We start from the raw sequence: 21533 nt of genomic DNA, 5'->3' as shown, positions 1-21533 counted from the left end.
GCGCCAGTTGCGAGCGAAGCTGGTAGACTCCGCCGCCATTATGATTCGACTTCAGAACCTGACTTTACAGCGTGGCCCGCAACGTCTGCTAGAAGACGCCGAGCTGACCCTGCACGCCGGCCACAAAGCCGGCCTCATCGGTGCCAACGGCGCCGGAAAATCGAGCCTGTTCGCCTTGATCCGGGGCGAACTGCACCCGGACTCGGGTGATTGCTTCCTGCCGGCCGACTGGCGCATCGCCCACATGCGCCAGGAAATCGAGACGCTCGAGCGCATCGCGGTCGACTACGTGCTCGATGGTGACCTGCGCCTGCGCGAGGTGCAACGCGACCTCGCCGCAGCCGAAGCGGCCCATGACGGTGCCGCTCAGGCCCGCCTGCACTCGGAACTCGACAGCGCCGACGGCTACACCGCCGACGCTCGGGCTCGAAAGCTGCTGGCCGGCCTTGGGTTCACCAATGAGCAGATGGATCGGCAAGTAGGAGATTTCTCCGGTGGCTGGCGGATGCGTCTGAACCTGGCGCAGGCTTTGATGTGCCCTTCGGACCTGTTGCTGCTCGACGAACCGACCAACCACTTGGACCTCGACGCCATCATCTGGCTCGAAGAGTGGCTTAAAAGCTACCCCGGCACCTTGATGCTGATTTCCCACGATCGGGACTTCCTCGATGCCGTGGTCGATCACGTAGCCCACGTCGATCAACGCAAGATCACCCTGTATCGCGGTGGTTATAGCGCCTTCGAACGCGCCCGTGCCGAACGTCTGGCCCAGCAACAACAGGCCTACGAGAAGCAACAGGCGCAACGTGCGCACATGGAAAGCTACATCGCCCGCTTCAAGGCCCAGGCCACCAAGGCCCGTCAGGCCCAGAGCCGGATCAAGGCGCTGGAGCGGATGGAAGAGCTGTCCGCCGCGCACGTCGATTCTCCGTTTGATTTCGTCTTCCGCGAATCGACGAAAATTTCCAGCCCGTTGATCGATCTGTCGGATGCTCGACTGGGTTACGGCGACAAAGCCATTCTGGAGAAGGTCAAGCTGCAACTGACTCCCGGCGCACGGATCGGTTTGCTCGGCCCGAACGGCGCGGGTAAATCGACCTTGATCAAAAACCTCGCCGGTGAGCTTGAGCCGTTGGCCGGTCGCCTGACGCGCGGTGAAAACACCGTCGTTGGCTACTTCGCCCAGCATCAGCTCGACTCCCTCGACTCCAAGGCCAGCCCGTTGCTGCACTTGCAGCGCCTGGCGCCGACCGAGCGTGAGCAGACCCTGCGCGACTTCCTCGGTGGTTTCGACTTCCGCGGCGCGCGTATTGATGAGCCGGTACTGAATTTCTCCGGCGGTGAGAAGGCGCGTCTGGCCCTGGCATTGATCGCTTGGGATCGACCGAACCTGTTGCTGCTCGACGAACCGACCAACCACCTGGACTTGGAAATGCGCTTGGCGCTGACCATGGCCTTGCAAGAGTTCAGTGGCGCGGTACTGGTGGTCTCACACGATCGCCATCTGCTCAAAAGCACTACTGACAACTTCTATCTGGTGGCAGACGGCAAGGTTGAGGAATTCGACGGCGACCTGGAAGACTACGCCCGTTGGCTGGTCGAATACCGTCAACGCAATGCCCCGGTCAGCAATACCCCGGTCAATCCGGACAAGACCGACAAGAAGGCCCAGCGTCAGGCTGCTGCTGCGTTGCGTCAGCAACTGGCACCGCACAAGCGTGAGGCCGACAAGCTTGAAGCCGAGCTGGGCAAGCTGCACGAGAAGCTGGCGAAGATCGATACCAGCCTCGGCGACAGCGACATTTACGAGCCGATGCGCAAGAACGATTTGCGTGATCTGCTGGCTGAACAAGCCAAGCTGAAGGTGCGTGAAGCCGAACTTGAAGAAGCCTGGATGGAAGCGCTGGAACTGCTGGAAAGCATGCAGGCGGAGCTGGAGGCACTGTCCTGATGGAAGCCTTCAAGCTGCCTTTGCCGGCTGGGTGGGGCGAGCCGCTCTGGCTGGTCGCGCAAATCCTGCTAATCCTGCTGGCCGGCTATATCGCCCAGCGTGTCGTCGCTAAATGCCTGACTCGATTGGGTGAGCGCTACCCGTTTCCGCCGCAGTTTTTCATGCCGCTGCGCGGCGGTTTGCGCTGGCTGATCATGGGCAGCGCGCTGATCTTCGTGCTCGAACGCCTTGGCGTGTCGGCCACGGTGCTCTGGACGGCGTTGTCCGGTTTCGTTGCGGTGGCCGCCGTGGCGTTTTTCGCCATGTGGAGCGTGCTGTCCAACCTGCTGTGCGCGATCCTGATTTTCACCGTCGGCCCATTCCGTATCGGCGATGTGGTCGAATTGGTGGATACCACCGACAAGCCCGGCGTCAAAGGCCGGGTGGTGGCGATCAATCTGCTCTACACCACGCTGATCGAAGCCGAAGAACTCGGTACCGGCAGCGCCATGGTGCAAGTGCCCAATAGCCTGTTCTTTCAGCGTTCGGTTCGACGCTGGCGCGGCACTGATGTGTTCTCTTCGAACGGGTTTGAAAAATAGGCTCTGAATTCCTGCATCGATGTCGCCTGATATACCGCTTTCGCGAGCAAGCCCGCTCCCACACTAGATTGATGTGGATCACAAATTTTGTGTCCACTGGAGATCCCATGTGGGAGCGGGCTTGCTCGCGAAGGGGGCCTCAAGCCGTAAACGCTGGTCGGCAGTCGCCATGTCCTACAAAAAATCGGTAGTCATCGGCCCAAAGGCGCATTAGCTTAGACGTCTGTCACGAGTCTGAGTCGAGGTGTGCGATGGTGCTTCAAACATGGCTGGCGTTTTTTGCCGCCTGCTGGGTGATCAGTCTTTCTCCCGGCGCCGGCGCCATTGCGTCGATGTCCAGCGGTTTGCGCTACGGTTTCTGGCGCGGTTACTGGAACGCATTGGGCTTGCAACTGGGCCTGGCGTTGCAGATTGCGATTGTTGCTGCCGGTGTGGGGGCGATCCTCGCGGCCTCCGCCACAGCCTTTTACGCGATCAAATGGTTTGGCGTGGCCTATCTGGTCTATCTTGCGGTCAAGCAATGGCGCGCGCTGCCCAACGACATGAGCGACGACGCTGCCATCCGGCAGATCGGCAAGCCGATGGCGCTGGTATTCCGCGGTTTTCTGGTCAACGTCAGCAACCCCAAGGCCTTGGTGTTCATGCTCGCGGTGCTGCCGCAATTTATCGACCCCCACGCGCCGCTGGTGGCCCAGTACCTGATCCTCGGCGTGACCATGATCTGTGTCGACCTGATCGTCATGGCCGGCTACACCGGGCTGGCGGCCAAGGTGCTGCGTTTGCTGCGCACACCCAAGCAGCAAAAACGCATGAACCGCACCTTTGCCGGGCTGTTCATCGGCGCGGCGGCCTTTATGGCGACCCTGCGCAAAGCCGCGGTGTAAAACCTTCAGGCACAAAAAAGGCGACCCTCACAGGTCGCCTGATCGTTCCCATGCTCTGCGTGGGAATGCCTCAACGGACGCTCCGCGTTCGGCTCTTTGGGACGCAGAGCGTCCCTGGCTGCTGCATTCCCACGCGTAGCGTGGGAATGATCAGAGCACTACTCAGTGCAGAATCACCGGTGCCGTATCCCGCGGCAGGTTATTGCGCAGCGGCGCCTGCCCCGGCTGCTCATAGCCACCGCCACCGAGCTGTTGGCTCAGTTGCGCAGCCACATCCTCACCCAGTGCCTTGGACACATCACGTACCACCCGTGGGCGGTTCAGCGAAATCTTGATATCCCGGCCATTCACCAGTTTGGTGTCCTGACCTTCGCCCATCGCCGTGAAGGCCGAGGTGATCTCATAGGTCTTGGTGTTGATCAGACTGAAATCCGCCACCAGCGTCAGCCCCAGCACTGCCGAATAGCTGTCGGTATTGGCCAGTTCGTTCATGTCGCGGGTGAAGTCGATGTCTGACACGGTGCCGAACAGCACGTAGTCGGCACCCTTGAAGCTACCGGCCTTGATCCGCTTGATCACGTCATACACGTCACCTTTGGACGAGGCTGTATAAGGCGTGCCCTGCACCAGCTGGAACATGCCGGTGCGCAGAATCTCGCCCTTGATGTCGCCAGTGAATTTACGCAGCTCGCCTTGCTCGATGTAGCTGCTGGTTGCTTCGTACTCTTCGTAACTGGACGAACCACTGGCGCCGTAATAGCTCTGGCTGTGGTTGCTCTGGGCCGAAACAGTGTGGACGTATTGTTCCACCCGTTCCTGATACGCCAGGTCCGCTACTGCGACTTTCGGGGCCGCTTGCACGCTGAACGCGCAAGCCAGGGCCATCATGCCAATCCATGTGCGCATCGATTAACGCTCCGTGGTTTTGCGAATCTCTTTTTCGTCCATCCACTCGGCCAGACCGCTTTCTACATCGATCAACTGCAGGCTGAATTTGTAGAAGACGTCCTTGTAATCGCTGCTGCGCTTGACGATCGAGCTGATCGAACCTTCGATGCGATACTTGGCTGCGATCATGTTGCCAGTCTTGGCCACGGTGCTTTTCTTGTACAGGCCGCTCTGGTTTTGTAGTTTGAGCTGGTCAACCTGGCTTTGCATGGCAGTGTTGTCGCTGGCGAAGCGGGCGACGCCGGTCTTCATCAGCTGGGTCTTGATGCTGGTGGTGATTTCCCGGGTATCGATGTACTCGCTGGTCTTGTTCTTCACGTCGTAAACCTGAACCACCGGACGGCCTTGCAGGATGCCGGACTGGGCCAGGGAGCGCGTCATGGATTCGGCGATCATCTGCAGGTCGGTGGAGCCGAACTCGTTGGTCACGGTTTCCACGGCCTTGGTGTCGCCGTAGCTGATGTTTTTACTGCCCAGGGTCGGCGAAGTGTTGGCGCAACCGCTGGCCAGGAGGGCGATGACGGCGATGAACGAAAAGCGTGCAAACATGGGAATGCTCTCTAGAACTGAACGAATGGTGTAGGGCTTAAGGCGTTTTGATTTCGAGACGGAAATCCACGGCTTTGGTGGTTGGCGCAATGGCCTGAATGAAACGGGTCTGCTCGCCATACATCATCTGGCTTTTCCAGGTTTCTTCTTCGGCAACCGGGAAACCTTCAGGGCCGAGCCAGGCAAAACGGTAGTAGAAGGTCTTGTTGTTGTAGCTGGTGTTGCTCAGCTGCGCATTGACCGTCATGAAGCCGTTTTCCCGGGCCACGCGCATGGCGCCGACCACGATGTTCTTGAGCTTGCCCATGGCCACGACCTTGCTGGCAGCGCTGCCTGGCTCTGGCGGTGGCGGGGTGGCGCAGCCGGCCAACAAGGCGAGGGCGACGACAGCGATGAATTTGAAGCGCATGCAAAGACTCCGTTCTTAAGGTTGTTTGAGGCTGGCCACGGCGGTCGGGTTGGCGCTCGGGATCACGTGCGCAGCCAGGCCGCTGGCGAATACTTGATTGCCCACGGCGCGCAGAGTGATGACCTGAAAGCGCTGATCGACGGTGACCTTGACCACCGAGCCGCCCACGGCGCTCGGCAGCGTGACGCTGTGTTCGCCTTTCTTCAAGCGCAGACGCACTACCTGAGTGTTGTCCGGCAACGTACGCCACGTACGGGTATCGGCACCTTCGAGCACGGCTGAAGAAATACCGACTGCAAGACCCGCCAGCGGGTTGGTTTCGTTGATCTGCTTCTGCGCCACGCCACGGGTGATCGCCCGCACAGTAGTGCGCAAGATGATGCCCGGCATGTCATCACGTAGCGCACGACGGGACATGGCGGTGGTGCTGTTGAGTTGCGTCAGGTTCAGCTGCTGACCGTCCACGCCGATCTGGGCGAAGGTGGCAGTGGAGCTATCCGGCTTGATGATCGGAAACGACAGCGGTGTGATCACCACGTTGTTGCTGATCGGCAATGGCAGCGGAATGCGGATCGAATCGCGGGACGGCGCCAGGCCGCTTTGCACGACGATCAGGATGTCGCTGTCATCGTTCTTGGCCGGTTTGTCGAGATTCACGAGCGCCTGTTCCAGCAGTGGCGTGTTCGGACGCAATTCGGCGGCTTTGCGATAACCCGGCGCCGCCAGATCTTTCTCGCCCAGAGCTTCATAGACGAAGCCGGCCAGGTAATGGCTGAACGCGCTCTGATAGCTGTTTTTCAAACCGACCACTTCTGGCGCGTCGAGGCTGGCCACCGGGTAACCCTGAAGATCCTTGTACTGGGTTTTGACGCCTTCTTTCTCGGCTTGCTCTTCGCTCTTGAGGTATTCCTTGTCACGCAGGTCGGCGATCACCGCTTCACGCTCGTGAGTTTTCTTGATGGCGGTGCGCGCGCCGTCGAAGTCATTCACCGCCAGCAGGTTGAGGGCCATCTGCGTGGTCAGCATGACTTTTTCGTAGTCGTAGCCTTCGTAGCGACGAACCTTGTCGTTGACCAGGAAACTGCCGAACTGAGCCAGGTATTTGTCGGTATCGAGTTTGACCGCGTCTTCCCACTTGCCCACCACCTGATCGGCGCTGGTCCAGGCGTTCTGGCTGCCGGACAAGTCGCCTTTGGCGCGCAGCAGTTCACCTTTCTCGAAGTAATAGAGCAGGTCTTTGTCTTTGCTGGTGTTGTTCTTTTCCAGCAGGGTCAATGCGGCGTCGACGTTGCCGGAAGCCAATTGCTGGTTGGTTTGTGCAAGTTCCGAATCGTAGTTACGAAAGGCCGAGCAGCCGGAAAGCAACGTGACAGCGCTGAGCGCGATCAAGGTGGGGGCACGGAATGCCATAAGGGGTACGTCTTCCCTGAATATAAGCAGCCGCGTGCTGGTCGGGCTGTTGGGACCCATCGGCAGGGTTGTTGGCCTCCTGCCAATTCCTCATAAAAAAAGGAGCTTAAATGCCATATCGCAATAACGACGGCGCGGCATTATAAACAGGGATGCTGGCTATGTAATGGCTTTTTAATTACATGATTTCACAACGTGCCACTACTTATTTCAGGCCTGGTACCTCAGCGCTTCGCGCTGGAAATACCAACAAAGCTTGAGTGAAACTCATTGGGAGTGAACAATGTGTTACTTCGTATTTCCATTTGAGATTTATTCATGATTGCCTCCTCTCGTTTTCTGGCGTGGCTCGTGCTGCCGGTGATCGCGTTTTGCAGCTTCAATGCGCTGGCCGAAACCACGGAAGGTGCGCCCAAGGCCCTGCATTTGCTCGATTACATTGGCGCTGATTACCCGGCGACGGTCGAGGCGGGCAAAGTCATTGATGAGTCTGAATACCGCGAACAGCAGGAATTCCTGAAGGTATTACAAGGCTTGATCGCCGATTTGCCGGCCAAACCCGAACGCGCAGAGCTGGAGCAGGGCGTCAGCAGCCTTGGCGCTGCGATCGCCGCCCGCAAGGACGGCGCGGATGTTGCCCGTCAGGCGCGGCAGCTGGGGGCAAAACTGGCGGTGACCTATGAGGTCAGTCAGGCCCCGGTCATCACCCCGGACCCGACTCGCGGCGCGCCGCTGTATGCCCAGCAATGCTCGGTGTGCCATGGCGATGCGGGCGCCGGTGACGGCCCGGCGGGTGTCGGCATGACGCCACCGCCGGCCAATCTGCGCGATGCCGTGCGACTGGACCGTCTGAGCCTCTATGCGATCTACAACACGCTGGGCATGGGCGTTGAAGGCACCGACATGCCGGCCTTCGCCGATCAGCTCGATGATCGCCAGCGTTGGGACCTGGCGACCTACATCGCCAGCTTCAGCGCCGATCCGGCCGCGGCAAAATCCGGGAAAACCTACAACATCGCCGATCTGGCACGTCAGACGCCCGCCGAAGTGCAGGCCGCCGAGGGTCCGCAAGCGGCCGCGACCTTCCGCGCGCAACGAGCGCAGCCGCCGCAGGTCAAGCGTGGCCCGGGGCAGTTGCTGGAATACACGGCCGCTACGTTGGACAAGAGCATCGCAGCCTACCGCGCCGGCGATCACGATCAGGCCTACGACCTGTCGGTGGCGGCGTACCTGGAAGGCTTCGAGCTGGTCGAAAGCTCTCTGGACAACGTCGACGCCAACGTGCGCAAAGACACCGAGAAGTCCCTGATGGCGTACCGTCAATCGTTGCAAGATGGCTTGCCGGTGGCCCAGGCCGAGCAGCGTCTGGAGGCGGCCAAGGCCAAATTGAAAGAGTCCGCTGGCCTGCTCGGCAGCGATGGCTTGAGCTGGTCGCTGAGCTACATTTCCGGCCTGTTGATTCTGTTGCGAGAAGGTCTGGAAGCGATTCTGGTGCTCGCGGCGATCCTCGCGTTCCTGCGCAATACCGGTCAGCAATCGGCGGTGCGCAGCGTCAACATCGGTTGGGGCCTGGCGCTGCTGGCCGGGCTGGCGACCTGGGCGGTGGCGGCGTATGTGATCGACGTCAGCGGTGCCCAGCGTGAACTGCTGGAAGGCGCGACGGCGTTGTTTGCCAGTGTCATGGTGCTCTGGCTTGGCGTGTGGATGCACGACCGTCGCCACGCAGCGGCCTGGCAGGATTACATCAAGAGCAGCCTGGTGAGTGGCGGCGGGCGTTTCGGGTTTGCGATCCTGGCGTTCTTCTCGGTGTATCGCGAGTTGTTCGAAGTGATCCTGTTTTACGAAACCCTGTGGTTGCAGGCCGGGCCGGCAGGGCACAACGCCGTCATGGCGGGCGGGGCGACGGCGCTGGTATTGCTGATTGGTCTGGCTTGGGTGATTTTGCGCGGCTCGGCGAAACTGCCGCTGGCGTTGTTCTTCGGCATCAATGCCGGGCTGCTGTGCGCGTTGTCGGTGGTGTTTGCCGGCCATGGTGTGAAGGCGTTGCAGGAAGCCGGGATCTTCGGCACGCGACCGGTGCCGTTCTTTGACTTCGACTGGTTGGGGATTCACGCTGATGCGTATTCGCTGAGTGCCCAGGCCGTGGCGATCATTGCGATCATCGTGCTGTACAGCCGTAGCCGGATGGCCGAGACGCGGCGGGTGTCGGTTTCTTAAAAGCATTCGCTGCGCTCACAATCGCGAGCAGGCTCGCTCCCACAGGATTGCGTATAACCTGTGGGAGCGAGCCTGCTCGCGATTTTTTTGGAAGAGGAAAACACTATGCGCGTGTGGATCGATGCCGACGCTTGCCCGCGGGCAGCCAAGGATCTGGTGGTGAAATTCGCCCTCAAGCGCCAATTCGAAGTGGTGCTGGTGGCCGGTCAGCCGCAGATCAAACCGGGCCTCGCCCTGGTGAAGCTGATCGTGGTGCCTAGCGGCCCGGATGCCGCCGACGATTACCTCGTGGAACACGCGGTGCCAGGCGAACTGGTGATTTGCAGCGATGTGCCGCTGGCGGACCGGCTAGTGAAGAAGGGCGTTGCGGCGCTGGATCCACGGGGCAAGGAGTTCGATGCGCAGAACATGGGCGATCGACTGGCGGTGCGTAACCTGTTCACCGATCTGCGTGAGCAGGGTCAGATGAGCGGGGGGCCGGCACCCTTTGGCGAGCGCGAGAAGCAGGCGTTCGCCAATGCGCTGGACCGGATACTTACCCGGTTGTCGCGCAAGTCTTAAGCCATGCATTGAACCCTGTGGGAGCGGGCTTGCTCGCGAAAGCGGTATATCAGCCAACATCAATGTTGAATGTCAGTCAGTCTTCGCGAGCAAGCCCGCTCCCACATTGAACAGTGTTACTCGTCGTTTTCGTGGGTCAGTTCCAGTACGCGGTCGACCAGTTTGTTGATGCCGGAAGCAGCCTCGCTGATCGATTGCGCCAGCATGTACGCCGGAGTGCTCACCAGCTTGCGCGCCTTGTCTTCGACGATGTCGGTCACTGCGCACTCGGCATGGGTGGCGCCCATTTTGTTCATCGCGGCGGCGGTATCGGCATCGTTGCCGATGGTGCAGGTCACACCCGGGCCGTAAATCTTGGCCGCCAGGGCTGGCGAGATGCAGATCAGCCCCACCGGTTTGCCGGCTTCGGCGAACGCTTCGGTCAACGCCAGGACGTCAGGCTGAACGCTGCATCCGGCGCCTTCGACGGCAAAGTTCGACAGGTTCTTGGCCGATCCAAATCCGCCAGGAACGATCAGCGCATCGAAGTCTTCGACGCTGGCTTCGCGAATGTCCTTGATATTGCCCCGGGCGATCCGCGCCGACTCCACCAGCACGTTGCGCGCCTCGGGCATTTCTTCGCCGGTCAGGTGGTTGATTACATGCAACTGCGCAATATTAGGTGCGAAACACTGCACCTGGGCGCCGCGCTGGTCCAGCCGCAGCAGGGTGATCACGCTTTCGTGGATCTCGGCGCCGTCGTACACGCCGCAGCCGGAAAGGATCACTGCAATTTTTTTGCTCATGGGCTTTTCTCCAGATTCATGGCGTTAAATGTCCACTAATTTGTCACTCGTTGCCATAGGGTTAATACGCGGCTACACCTAATCTCTGCTGAACGATTCTGATCAGGGCGCGTCATGGACTTCATTCTGTATGCGGTGCCGTTTTTCTTTGTGCTGATTGCGGTCGAGTTGCTGGCCGACCGTTGGCGCGGAGTGAGCAATTACCGCGTGGCAGACGCGATCAACAGCGTCAGCACTGGTGTGCTGTCGACTACCACGGGCCTGTTGACCAAAGGCGTCGGCCTGGTGACTTATGCCTTCGCCCTGAAGCATCTGGCCGTGATTGAGCTGTCGGCCGACAGCGTTTGGGTCTGGGTGTTTGCCTTCGTCTTCTACGACTTCTGCTATTACTGGCTGCACCGCATGGGCCACGAACGCAACATCCTCTGGGCTGCCCACTCGGTGCATCATCAGAGCGAGGATTACAACCTCTCCACGGCCTTGCGCCAGACCAGCACCGGGTTTCTGCTGAGCTGGATTTTCTACTTGCCCATGGCCGTGCTCGGTGTGCCGCTGGTGGTGTTCGTCAGCGTTGCGGCGCTGAATCTTCTGTACCAATTCTGGGTGCATACCCGGCACATTCCCAAGCTCGGCTGGTTCGAATGGTTCTTCGTCACGCCGTCCAATCATCGGGCTCACCATGCACAGAACGCTCTCTACATGGATCGCAACTACGGCGGGGTGTTCATTATTTGGGACCGTCTGTTTGGCTCGTTCCAGGAAGAGGACGACAACGAACCGGTGATTTTCGGCGTAACCACGCCACTGGCAAGCTGGAATCCGTTATGGGCGAACGTGCAGTTCTATGCGCAGCTGTGGGATGACGCCCGGCGCGCCGAAAACGGGTGGGACAAGCTGCGGATCTGGTTCATGCGCACCGGTTGGCGGCCTGCGGATGTGGCGGCCAAGTACCCGATGAACAAACCGGACCTGAGCCAGTTCCGCAAATTCGAGGTACGGCTGGATGGACGCCAGCAGTGGTATGTGGCGCTGCAATTTTGCGTCTACATCGCCTTGGGCAGTTACTTGATGAACCTGGAGCAGAGCCTGCCGACTTCTGCCCTGGTGTTGGGCTGGGGCGCCGTCGCACTGGGGCTGTTTGTGTTGGGCGTAGCCTTGGAAAATCGCCCGCAGGCACTGAAGCTGGAGCTGTTGCGGCTGGCGTCGAACTTGCCGCTGGTGTGGCTGGCGCCAATGGTCGGGCTATGGCCGGGCAGCGCGGTGGGCTGGGTGTGGCTGCTCAGTTACAGCCTGCTCAGCGCAATCGGTCTCTACTGTTGTAGAAACCGCTTCACTCGATGGGCGTCGTAGGTTCGCTGGACTTGGCCTGTTCGGCTTTCAACGCTTGCTCGTCGGCATAGATCTTCTTCGCCAGACGGGCATTCTTGAAGCGCCGCCGCAGCCACAGGCCAAAGCCCAGTACCAGCAGGGCGCCCAGCACCCATAGCTCGTACTTCTTGATACTGCCAAGCATGCCTTCGAGTACCGCGCCGAAGTGGTAAGAGGCTGCGGCCAGCGCAGTGGCCCAGATCGCTGCGCCAATCCCGTTGAGCAGCAGGTAACGTCCCGGCGGATAGCCCGACAGACCGATCGCCACCGGCATTACGGTGCGCAACCCGTAGACAAAACGGAAGCTCAGCACCCAGATGTCCGGGTGCTTGCGAATATGTTCCAGCGCCCGATCGCCCATCAGTTGCCAGCGCGGTTTGCGGGCCAGCAATTTGCGCCCGTGCTTGCGCCCCAGGAAGTACCACAGCTGATCGCCGGCATAACTGCCGAAGAACGCCACGACCACCACCAGGTTGATGTCCATGTATCCGCGGAACGCGAGGAAGCCTGCGAGCACCAGAATGGTTTCGCCTTCGAAAAACGTGCCGAGAAAAAGGGCAAAATAGCCGAAGTCATGCAGAAATTGTTGGAGCATTGTCTGGGTGCTGGCGAAATGAACGCGCAGCCTAACCCTTCGTGCACATTCATGAAAGTGTCCAAATGTGTCTCGACGTGAACATTTCCTACAAGGACAATGGAATGCGGCTACGTGTCACAGGGTGCACACAACTGTCATGTGTTCGTCATAATGGCCGCTTATAACTGTCACGCTCGCCCGTCTGCGCGGGCTCAGGAGTCTGCCGTGAGCTTTACCCCCGCCAACCGTTTGTTTCCTGCAACCCGCCTGCGTCGCAACCGTCGTGATGATTTCTCGCGCCGACTGGTCCGTGAAAACGTGTTGACCGTCGACGACCTGATCTTGCCGGTGTTCGTGCTGGACGGTGAAAACCGTCGCGAAGCGGTGGCCTCGATGCCGGGCGTCGAACGCCTGACCATCGATTTGTTGCTTGAAGAAGCGGCCAAGTGGGTCGAGCTTGGGATTCCTGCGTTGGCACTGTTCCCGGTGACACCACCAGAGCTTAAATCCCTGGACGCCGCTGAAGCCTGGAACCCCGACGGCATCGCTCAGCGCGCTACCCGAGCTCTGCGTGATCGATTCCCTGAGTTGGGTGTGATCACCGACGTCGCTCTGGACCCGTTCACCACCCACGGTCAGGACGGCATTCTCGACGAAGAAGGCTACGTGCAGAACGACATAACTGTCGACGCACTGGTTAAACAGGCCCTGTCCCACGCCGAAGCCGGCGCTCAAGTGGTGGCTCCGTCGGACATGATGGACGGTCGCATCCAGGCGATCCGCGAGGCGCTTGAGCTGGCCGATCACGTCAACGTGCGGATCATGGCTTACTCGGCCAAATACGCCAGCGCCTATTACGGCCCGTTCCGCGATGCGGTGGGTTCGGCGCTGAACCTGGGCAAGGCCAACAAGGCCTCCTATCAGATGGACCCGGCCAACAGCAACGAAGCTCTGCACGAAGTGGCAGCGGACTTGTCAGAAGGCGCGGACATGGTCATGGTCAAGCCAGGCATGCCGTATCTGGATATCCTTTACCGGGTTAAAGAAGAATTCAAAGTGCCGACCTTTGTCTATCAGGTCAGCGGCGAATACGCCATGCACATGGCAGCGATCCAGAATGGCTGGTTGAGCGAAGGGGTTATCCTCGAATCCCTGACCGCTTTTAAACGTGCAGGCGCTGATGGCATCCTGACTTACTTTGCCGTCCGCGCTGCTCAATTGTTACGAGAGCAAAAATAGCCCTCCCAGGAACATTCGATGAATACCGAAGGACTCACTGAAGTTGCCGTAAAAGACGCTCAACCTGTGGTGGAGCAAATCGCCGAAACCCCGCCGGAGCTGGAGCCTGCTCCACCCGCGGTGGTGGCCGAGCCCGCCGTGGCGGCGCCAGCGATTGCCATTCCCGGCCTGGATGACAGCAGCCTGTACATCCATCGTGAGCTCTCGCAACTACAGTTCAACATCCGTGTGCTGGAACAGGCGCTGGATGAGTCCTACCCATTGCTGGAGCGGCTGAAGTTTCTGCTGATTTTCTCCAGCAACCTGGACGAGTTCTTCGAGATTCGTGTGGCCGGCCTGAAGAAGCAGATCACCTTCGCCCGTGAACAGGCTGGCGCCGATGGCTTGCAGCCGCATCAAGCTTTGGCCCGCATCAGCGAGCTGGTGCACGGCCACGTCGATCGCCAATACGCGATCCTCAACGACATTCTGTTGCCGGAACTGGAAAAACATCAGGTCCGCTTCATCCGTCGTCGCTACTGGACCACCAAGCTCAAGACCTGGGTTCGTCGTTATTTCCGCGACGAGATCGCACCGATCATCACCCCGATCGGCCTCGACCCGACGCACCCGTTTCCGTTGCTGGTGAACAAAAGCCTGAACTTCATCGTCGAGCTCGAGGGCATTGACGCCTTCGGTCGCGACTCCGGTCTGGCGATTATTCCGGCACCGCGTCTGCTGCCGCGGATCATCAAAGTGCCGGAAGAAGTCGGTGGCCCCGGCGACAACTACGTGTTCCTGTCGTCGATGATCCACGCTCACGCCGATGACCTGTTCCAGGGCATGAAGGTCAAGGGCTGCTACCAGTTCCGTTTGACCCGTAACGCCGACCTCTCGGTCGACACCGAAGATGTAGAAGACCTGGCCCGCGCCCTGCGCGGCGAGTTGTTCTCCCGTCGCTACGGTGACGCGGTGCGGCTGGAAGTGGCCGATACGTGCCCGAAACACCTGTCCGATTACCTGCTCAAGCAGTTCAACCTGCATGAGACCGAGCTGTATCAGGTCAACGGCCCGGTCAACCTGACCCGGCTGTTCAGCATCACCGGCCTGGACAGTCATCCGGAGCTGCAATACACGCCGTTCACTCCGCAGATTCCGAAACTGCTGCAAAACAGCGAGAACATTTTCAGCGTGATCAGCAAGCAGGATATCCTGCTGCTGCACCCGTTCGAATCGTTCACCCCGGTGGTCGACTTGCTGCGCCAGGCGGCCAAGGACCCGCACGTGTTGGCGGTTCGTCAGACGTTGTATCGCAGCGGCGCCAACTCCGAGATTGTCGATGCGCTGGTGGACGCTGCGCGTAACGGCAAGGAAGTGACGGCGGTAATCGAATTGCGCGCGCGGTTCGACGAAGAATCCAACCTGCAGCTGGCCAGCCGTCTGCAAGCGGCCGGTGCGGTAGTGATTTACGGCGTGGTCGGCTTCAAGACCCACGCCAAGATGATGCTGATTTTGCGCCGCGAGGCTGGTGAGATTGTCCGCTACGCCCACTTGGGTACCGGCAACTACCACGCAGCCAACGCCCGTCTGTACACCGACTACAGCCTGCTGACCTCCGACGACGCCTTGTGCGAAGACGTTGGCAAACTGTTCAGCCAGTTGATCGGCATGGGTAAAACCCTGCGCATGAAGAAACTGCTGCATGCGCCGTTCACGTTGAAGAAGGGCATGCTCGACATGATTGCCCGGGAGACGCAGTTCGCCCTCGACGGCAAACCGGCGCACATCATCGCCAAGTTCAACTCGTTGACCGATCCGAAGGTCATCCGCGCGTTGTACAAGGCCAGTCAGTCCGGGGTGCGTATCGATCTGGTGGTGCGCGGCATGTGCTGCCTGCGCCCGGGCATCGCCGGCGTTTCCCACAACATCCACGTGCGCTCGATCATCGGTCGCTTCCTGGAACACACCCGGGTCTTCTACTTCCTCAACGGCGGCGAAGAGCAGATGTTCCTGTCCAGTGCCGACTGGATGGAGCGCAACCTCGACAAGCGCGTCGAGACTTGCTTCCCGGTCGAGGGCAAGAAGCTGATTTTGCGGGTCAAGAAAGAGCTGGAGCTTTATCTGACCGATAACACCCACAGCTGGAGCCTGCAGGCGGACGGTCGCTACATCCGCAACACGCCGACCGGCAACCAGAACCCGCGCAGTGCCCAGGCAACCTTGCTTGAGCGTTTGGGCAGCCCGATTCTGGCTGTTCGTTAACGCGCAAAAACTGTGGGAGCGGGCTTGCTCGCGAAGGGGGCAGCACATTCAGCAAGGATGTTGACTGACACACCGCTTTCGCGAGCAAGCCCGCTCCCACATGGGGTTTGCGTCGTTTGCTGAATCGCGGGCACAAAAAAGGCCTTCCGAAGAAGGCCTTTTTTAATTTCAGCGCACGTTCAGCACGAAGCTGACGCGGGTCAGCCACTCCGCTTCCAGGGCGAAGTCGGCCTGGGTCAACTGGTTGTCGTCCAGCCAGTGCTCCGGGAATAACACATCAAGGCTGTCGCCGTTGGCGTGCAGCACCACTTGTGGCATCTCCTGGGTACCGCGGATGTGGTGGAACAGAATCGCAAAGCGCAGCAGCACGCACAGGCGAATCAGCTTGATGCCGTCGTCACCGAAGTCGGCGAACTTGTCTTTGGGGATGTTGCGTCGGTGACCGCGCACCAGTAGCGCGAGCATTTGCTGGTCTTCGCGGGAAAATCCGGCCAGGTCCGAGTGCTCGATCAGGTAGGCGCCGTGCTTGTGGTACTGATAGTGGGCGATGTCCAGGCCCACTTCGTGGACTTTGGCCGCCCAGCCCAGCAATTCGCGCCAGACGCCGTCGTTCAGATCCCAGTCTTCAGCCACTTGATCGAAGGCGTGCAGTGCCTTGCGTTCGACTCGTACGGCTTGTTCCAGGTCGACGTGGTAACGCTCCATCAGCGAGCTGAGCGTGCGCTCACGGACGTCTTCGTGATGATGACGGCCCAGCAGGTCATAGAGCACTCCTTCGCGCAGGGCGCCTTCACAGTGATCCATACGTCGAAGTTCGAGGGAGTCGAAGATCGCTTCGAGAATCGCCAACCCGGCGGGGAAGATCGCCCGGCGGTCGGGCTTGATGCCTTCGAAATCGATTTTCTCGACATCGCCGAGTTTGAACAACTTGCGCTTGAGCCAGGCCAGGCCTTCGGCATTCACTTCGCCAGTGCCATGCCCGCCGGCCTTCAGCGCCAGGCCAATGGCGCGAATGGTGCCCGAGGAGCCGATGGCTTCATCCCAGGTCAGGCGGTGCAGGGCGTGTTCGATGCTCATGATCTCCAGCCGTGCCGCGGTGTACGCTTGGGCGTAGCGGGCCGGGGTGATCTTGCCGTCCTTGAAATAGCGCTGGGTGAAGCTGACGCAGCCCATTTGCAGGCTTTCGCGCAGCAGCGGCTCGAAGCGCTGGCCGATGATGAATTCAGTACTGCCGCCGCCGATGTCGGCCACCAGGCGCTTGCCCGGGGTGTCGGCGAGGGTGTGGGAGACGCCGAGGTAAATCAGGCGCGCTTCTTCTCGGCCGGAGATGACTTCTACCGGGTGACCGAGGATTTCTTCGGCGCGATGGATGAATTCGGCGCGGTTACGGGCTTCGCGCAGTGCGTTGGTGCCGACGATCCGCACGGTACCGGGCGGCATACCGCTGATCAGTTGGGCGAAACGCTTCAGGCAATCGAGCCCGCGCTGCATGGATTCTTCGCTGAGTTGACGTTCTTCGTCGATGCCGGCGGCCAGCTGAACCTTCTCCCCGAGACGTTCGAGAATCCGGATTTCGCCGTTCTGGGCCTTGGCCACGACCATGTGAAAGCTGTTGGAGCCCAGGTCGATTGCGGCGATCAGGGACAGATTCTTGGCTTGGGATTGCGGCATGGTCAGGGGGTCTCGGTCGATAACCTCGACATCCTGCCACGATCAAACGCTGCCGCCAACGCGTAGGAGCTGTCGAAGGCTGCGATCTTTTACCACGGGGCACTTGCGGCGTTGCGGATGGCCCCTTCGCGAGCAAGCCCGCTCCCACATTGGTTCGGTGTCGTTCGCAGGATTGTAGGTAACACAAAATCCCAGTGGGAGCGGGCTTGCTCGCGAAGACGGCCTGTCAGCCACTGAAAATCGCTCAGCCTGCCGCCTCGACCGTCCCAATGAAATTCGCCAGCTCCGCCGTCTGCGGGTTGGCAAACAACACCTTCGGATCCCCCACCTCATGCACCTTGCCGTGGTGCATGAACACCAATTTGTCACCAACCTCGCGGGCAAAGCGCATTTCATGGGTGACCATGATCAGCGTCATGCCTTCCTTGGCCAGTTGCCGGACCACGCTCAGCACTTCGTTGACCAGTTCCGGATCCAGTGCCGAGGTGATCTCGTCGCATAACAAGACCTTCGGCGACATCGCCAAGGCACGAGCAATCGCCACCCGCTGTTGCTGGCCGCCAGACAGTCGATCCGGGAATGCATCGAACTTTTCTCCCAGCCCGACCCGTTCCAGCATCTGCCGCGCCAGTTCGGCGGCTTTGGCTTTCGGCACTTTCTGCACCACTTGCGGCGCAAGCATGACGTTTTCGCCCACAGTCAGGTGCGGGAACAGATTGAACTGCTGGAACACCATCCCGACTTTCTGCCGCAGGCTGCGCAGGTCGGCGCGGGCGGCGTCGAGGTATTCGCCGTCGACTTCGATCACGCCGTCATTGATCGACTCCAGGCCATTGAGGGTGCGCAACAAGGTGGATTTGCCCGAGCCGCTGCGGCCGATGATCGCCACCACCTGGCCTTCGTCGACACTCAGGTCGATGCCTTTGAGCACATGGTGGTCGCCGTAATATTTATGCAGGGCGGAAATTCTAAGCAGAGGCATGCAGTCTCCTTTCCAGGTAGCGCGCACTGAGGGACAAGGGGTAGCAGAGCAGGAAGTAACCGAGCGCCACCAGGCCGTAGACCATGAAGGGTTCGAAGGTCGCGTTGGCGAGCATGCCGCCGGTCTTGGTCAGTTCGGTGAAGCCGATGATCGAGGTGACGGCGGTGCCTTTGACCACTTGCACCGAGAAACCCACGGTCGGCGCCACGGCGATGCGCAGGGCTTGCGGCAAGATCACGTAACGCAGTTGCTCCAGCGGGTTGAGCGCCAGGCTCGACGAGGCTTCCCACTGGCCGTTGGGGATCGAGTCGACGCAACCGCGCCAGATCTCCGCCAGATAGGCGCTGGTGAACAGCGTCAGGGCAATCGCCGCGGCCATCCACGGCGAAATCTCCACACCGGCCAACGCCACACCGAAGAACACCAGAAACAGCTGCATCAATAGCGGCGTGCCCTGGAACAGTTCGATGTAGGTGCGGGCGAAGTTGCTGGGCAGGGATTTTTTTGAAATCCGCATCACCATGATCAGCAAACCGATCAGCCCACCGCCGATAAACGCCACCAGCGACAATGCCAGGGTCCATTGCAGGCCCGTGAGCAGGTTGCGCAGGATGTCCCAGAAGGTGAAATCGCTCATTGGCTGCTGCTCCTTGCGCTGCTGCTTCTTGAAATAAACCGCCGGCCGATCCAGTTCAGCAATTGGCGGATCAGCAGCGCCATGCACAGGTAGATCAGTGTGGTCAGGGCATAGGTTTCAAAGGCGCGGAAGTTGCGCGATTGAATGAAGTTGGCGGCGAAGCTCAGCTCTTCGGTGGCGATCTGCGAGCAGACCGCCGAGCCGAGCATCACGATGATGATCTGGCTGCTCAGGGCCGGCCAGACCTTGCCCAGCGCCGGCAACAGAACCACGTGACGGAAGGCTTCGAAGCGCGTCATCGCCAGGGCGGCTGCGGCTTCCAGCTGCCCGCGAGGGATCGCTTGAATGCCGGCGCGGATGATCTCGGTCGAATAGGCGCCGAGGTTGATCACCATCGCCAGTACCGCCGCCTGCCATTCGGAAATCTGCAGGCCCAGCGACGGCAAGCCGAAGAAGATGAAAAACAACTGCACCAGGAATGGCGTGTTGCGGATCAACTCGACGTAAACCCCGAAAATGCCGGCGAACGGGCGGATGTTCCACGCCCGCACCAGTGCCCCGACGATGCCCAGGCCGACCCCGAGCACCGCGCCAATGGCCGTCAACTCAAGGGTGAACAGCGCACCGCGCAGCAGCAGATCGGTGTTTTCCACCACCGGCAAGAAATCGAACTGATAAGCCATAAATCGTCTCCCGCGCGAACGATCAGAGATCGGCCGGCAGCGGCTCTTTCAGCCAGGTTTGCGAATTCTTTTCCAGCGCCCCGTCAGCTTTGGCCGTGGTGAGGATGTCGTTGACCTTGCCCAGCAGCGCCGGCTCGTTCTTGTTCACGCCAACGTAAACCGGCGAATCCTTGAGCTTCACTTTCAGGGCCGGCACGCGTTTCGGGTTTTTCTCGCTGATCGCTACCATCACCACGTTGCCACTGGCGATCAGGTCGACCTGGCCGGCGAGGTAGGCGGCGATGGTCGAGTTGTTGTCTTCGAAGCGTTTGATGGTCGCGCCTTCGGGAGCGACTTTGGTCAACTCGATGTCTTCAATGGCGCCACGGGTGACGCTGATGGTTTTGCCCTTGAGATCGTCCAGGCCCTTGATGGCGGCGTCTGGCGGGCCGAACACGGCGAGGTAGAACGGTGCGTAGGCACGGGAGAAGTCGATGACTTTTTCGCGCTCAGGGTTCTTGCCGAGGCTGGAAATCACCAAATCGACTTTGCCGGTGGTCAGGAACGGAATGCGGTTGGTGCTGTTGACCGGGGTCAGCTCGAGTTTGACCTTGAGTTGGTCGGCCAGCAGTTTGGCGGTGTCGATGTCCAAGCCGCGAGGTTTCATGTCCGGGCCGACCGAGCCGAATGGCGGGAAGTCCTGGGGCACGGCAACTTTGAGGGTTCCGCGTTTGACCACGTCCTCCAGACCGTCGGCGTGGGCGGGTGCCTGGCTCAGCATCAGGCTGGCAAACAGGGCTGCGAGGAGGACGCTGTAACGCTGGGTCATGGCAAATCTCCGGATCGGCGGGAAGTGATTTCTGCGGATCGACAGAGCACGGGCCATGCCAAGATTAGGTTTTGGGGGGCGCAGGCCACGGTTTTGCTGGTGTCGTTCGGTCTTACTGGTCTGAACAGTTGGGTGGCATTTCGCACCCTGATGGCGCACCCGTGAAAATTCCCGAACCCCCATGGGGCACGACTTGCCGGACGTCGCGAATAGCTTTACAACTAGCCGCTCATTGGCCTGGCTCGTCTGAAAAAACCATGAACTCGATCTCCCGCGCCGTACCTGAAGTGGCGCTGCAAGCCATCCGCAAACTGATCACCGAGCAAGGTTTCGGGGCGGGGGATGCCTTGCCCTCGCAACGGGACCTGGCGGTGCAATTGGGGGTCAGTCGGGCATCATTGCGTGAGGCGTTATCGTCCTTGAGTGCGCTGGGCGTGATCAGTATCCAGCCAGGCAAGGGGGTGTTCGTGCAGTCACCGGTCGATCTGCCCCGGGGCGATGCGGCGCCGGGCTGGCCGTTCGCGGCTCAGGCATCGCCGCTGGACATTTTCCAGTTGCGCTATGCGCTGGAAGGTTTTGCCGCCGGGCTGGCGGCCGTCACCCTGAGTACCGATGAGCTCGATGCCCTGGAAGACAATGTCGCCGCCATGCGCACCGAATTGCGTGCCGCCGACTTCGATGCAGCGGCGCGACTGGATTTCGAGTTTCACCGGCGCATTCTTCTCGCCAGCGGCAATCAGGCGATGTTGAGCATCCTTACAGCCAGCGCCGACATCTTCCTGGAGAGCCAGAAGCTACCGTTCATCCGGGCCGAACGCGCCATGGAAACCTGGCAGGAACACCGTAAAATCCTCCGCGCGCTGGCTCGTCGGGCCTCTGGCGCCGCGCAGAAGGCGATGCAAGAGCATGTGCGCAACGCCGCCCTGCGCACCGGAATTGCTTTCGTCGCTCCCGCCACCTCATGACTTGAGCTATACCCAAACTCATGGACCACCATAGCGAGACTCAATCATCTGCGGCTTCCTGAACACG

At 60.2% G+C, this 21533-nt stretch carries 20 protein-coding genes; 9 read left to right on the top strand and 11 right to left on the bottom strand.

The genetic code is table 11. The features are described 5' to 3' along the window. Positions 1 to 40: 40 nt before the first annotated feature. The 3 genes from KVG95_RS13795 (at position 41) to KVG95_RS13785 (ending at position 3416) form a co-directional block, all read left to right on the top strand. Positions 41 to 1951 (top strand): ATP-binding cassette domain-containing protein, encoded by a 1911-nt coding sequence (locus tag KVG95_RS13795; RefSeq protein WP_123360932.1) that lies wholly within the window; start codon positions 41 to 43, stop codon positions 1949 to 1951. Further along, positions 1951 to 2532: a mechanosensitive ion channel family protein gene (locus tag KVG95_RS13790; protein WP_052964537.1), complete on the top strand. Its 582-nt coding sequence runs from the start codon at positions 1951 to 1953 to the stop codon at positions 2530 to 2532. Before KVG95_RS13795 ends, KVG95_RS13790 begins: the two co-directional genes overlap by 1 nt. A gap of 251 nt (positions 2533 to 2783) precedes the next feature. Beyond that, entirely contained in the window at positions 2784 to 3416 is a 633-nt protein-coding gene (locus KVG95_RS13785; protein WP_007899339.1) for a LysE family transporter, read from the top strand. 162 nt (positions 3417 to 3578) lie between these two features. Here the strand turns inward: KVG95_RS13785 and KVG95_RS13780 are convergent, their stop codons facing one another. The 4 genes from KVG95_RS13780 to KVG95_RS13765 are packed head-to-tail and all read right to left on the bottom strand — an operon-like array spanning position 3579 to position 6732. Next, complete coding sequence (locus KVG95_RS13780) at positions 3579 to 4322, bottom strand: penicillin-binding protein activator LpoB (RefSeq protein ID WP_217856827.1); 744 nt, start codon at positions 4320 to 4322, stop codon at positions 3579 to 3581. A 3-nt stretch (positions 4323 to 4325) separates the two neighbouring features. Continuing rightward, entirely contained in the window at positions 4326 to 4913 is a 588-nt protein-coding gene (gene lpoB, locus KVG95_RS13775) for a penicillin-binding protein activator LpoB (protein ID WP_008012492.1), read from the bottom strand. A 37-nt stretch (positions 4914 to 4950) separates the two neighbouring features. Continuing rightward, on the bottom strand, positions 4951 to 5322 hold the full coding sequence (locus KVG95_RS13770) for a YcfL family putative periplasmic lipoprotein (protein WP_217856826.1): 372 nt from the start codon (positions 5320 to 5322) through the stop codon (positions 4951 to 4953). Between the two features lie 15 nt (positions 5323 to 5337). Continuing rightward, on the bottom strand, positions 5338 to 6732 hold the full coding sequence (locus tag KVG95_RS13765; RefSeq protein ID WP_217856825.1) for a COG3014 family protein: 1395 nt from the start codon (positions 6730 to 6732) through the stop codon (positions 5338 to 5340). A 318-nt stretch (positions 6733 to 7050) separates the two neighbouring features. On the opposite strand from KVG95_RS13765, the gene KVG95_RS13760 reads away from it, so the two are divergent. Both KVG95_RS13760 and KVG95_RS13755 read left to right on the top strand, forming a co-directional pair. Then, on the top strand, positions 7051 to 8949 hold the full coding sequence (locus KVG95_RS13760; protein ID WP_217856824.1) for an FTR1 family protein: 1899 nt from the start codon (positions 7051 to 7053) through the stop codon (positions 8947 to 8949). Between the two features lie 105 nt (positions 8950 to 9054). Then, positions 9055 to 9510, top strand: a complete 456-nt coding sequence (locus KVG95_RS13755; protein ID WP_008076086.1) for a YaiI/YqxD family protein — start codon at positions 9055 to 9057, stop codon at positions 9508 to 9510. Between the two features lie 116 nt (positions 9511 to 9626). Here KVG95_RS13755 and elbB read toward each other — a convergent pair whose 3' ends face one another. Continuing rightward, the gene (elbB, locus tag KVG95_RS13750) at positions 9627 to 10295 is read right to left on the bottom strand and encodes an isoprenoid biosynthesis glyoxalase ElbB (protein WP_052964543.1); all 669 of its coding nucleotides are present in this window, start codon (positions 10293 to 10295) and stop codon (positions 9627 to 9629) included. A gap of 114 nt (positions 10296 to 10409) precedes the next feature. Here elbB and KVG95_RS13745 point away from each other — a divergent pair, with 114 nt between their 5' ends. After that, a complete protein-coding gene (locus KVG95_RS13745) occupies positions 10410 to 11645 on the top strand; it encodes a sterol desaturase family protein (RefSeq protein WP_217856823.1) in 1236 nt (411 codons plus the stop codon). Here the strand turns inward: KVG95_RS13745 and KVG95_RS13740 are convergent. Then, positions 11626 to 12258: a DedA family protein gene (locus KVG95_RS13740; RefSeq protein ID WP_007899360.1), complete on the bottom strand. Its 633-nt coding sequence runs from the start codon at positions 12256 to 12258 to the stop codon at positions 11626 to 11628. The two genes, KVG95_RS13745 and KVG95_RS13740, sit on opposite strands and share 20 nt — an antisense overlap. 207 nt (positions 12259 to 12465) lie before the next feature. Here KVG95_RS13740 and hemB point away from each other — a divergent pair, with 207 nt between their 5' ends. Together hemB and ppk1 are read left to right on the top strand one after the other, a co-directional pair. Beyond that, positions 12466 to 13479, top strand: a complete 1014-nt coding sequence (hemB, locus tag KVG95_RS13735; RefSeq protein ID WP_008076082.1) for a porphobilinogen synthase — start codon at positions 12466 to 12468, stop codon at positions 13477 to 13479. Positions 13480 to 13497: 18 nt separating this feature from the next. Continuing rightward, the gene (gene ppk1 / locus KVG95_RS13730; protein ID WP_217856822.1) at positions 13498 to 15720 is read left to right on the top strand and encodes a polyphosphate kinase 1; all 2223 of its coding nucleotides are present in this window, start codon (positions 13498 to 13500) and stop codon (positions 15718 to 15720) included. A 168-nt stretch (positions 15721 to 15888) separates the two neighbouring features. On the opposite strand, the gene ppx is transcribed toward ppk1, so the two are convergent. From ppx to KVG95_RS13705, 5 genes are all read right to left on the bottom strand, one after another. Further along, a complete protein-coding gene (ppx, locus tag KVG95_RS13725; protein ID WP_217856821.1) occupies positions 15889 to 17391 on the bottom strand; it encodes an exopolyphosphatase in 1503 nt (500 codons plus the stop codon). A gap of 244 nt (positions 17392 to 17635) precedes the next feature. After that, positions 17636 to 18373, bottom strand: coding sequence for an amino acid ABC transporter ATP-binding protein (locus KVG95_RS13720; protein WP_008076079.1), 738 nt, complete (start codon positions 18371 to 18373; stop codon positions 17636 to 17638). Continuing rightward, positions 18360 to 19010: an amino acid ABC transporter permease gene (locus KVG95_RS13715; RefSeq protein ID WP_008012514.1), complete on the bottom strand. Its 651-nt coding sequence runs from the start codon at positions 19008 to 19010 to the stop codon at positions 18360 to 18362. Before KVG95_RS13715 ends, KVG95_RS13720 begins: the two co-directional genes overlap by 14 nt. Next, positions 19007 to 19693 carry an amino acid ABC transporter permease gene (locus tag KVG95_RS13710; RefSeq protein WP_217856820.1) on the bottom strand — a complete coding sequence of 229 codons (687 nt, stop codon included), beginning with the start codon at positions 19691 to 19693 and terminating at the stop codon, positions 19007 to 19009. The genes KVG95_RS13715 and KVG95_RS13710 overlap by 4 nt, the downstream gene beginning before the upstream one ends. Positions 19694 to 19715: 22 nt before the next feature. Then, a complete protein-coding gene (locus KVG95_RS13705; protein ID WP_123720278.1) occupies positions 19716 to 20501 on the bottom strand; it encodes a transporter substrate-binding domain-containing protein in 786 nt (261 codons plus the stop codon). A 257-nt stretch (positions 20502 to 20758) separates the two neighbouring features. Between KVG95_RS13705 and KVG95_RS13700 the strand changes: the two genes are divergently transcribed. Next, positions 20759 to 21466, top strand: coding sequence for a FadR/GntR family transcriptional regulator (locus KVG95_RS13700; protein ID WP_123500422.1), 708 nt, complete (start codon positions 20759 to 20761; stop codon positions 21464 to 21466). Positions 21467 to 21533 lie beyond the last annotated feature (67 nt).

The organism is Pseudomonas farris, from assembly GCF_019145235.1.
Lineage (GTDB): Bacteria > Pseudomonadota > Gammaproteobacteria > Pseudomonadales > Pseudomonadaceae > Aquipseudomonas > Aquipseudomonas farris.
The sequence above is the reverse complement of the archived record's forward strand: the minus strand, read 5'-3'. Positions and strand labels throughout refer to the sequence as shown.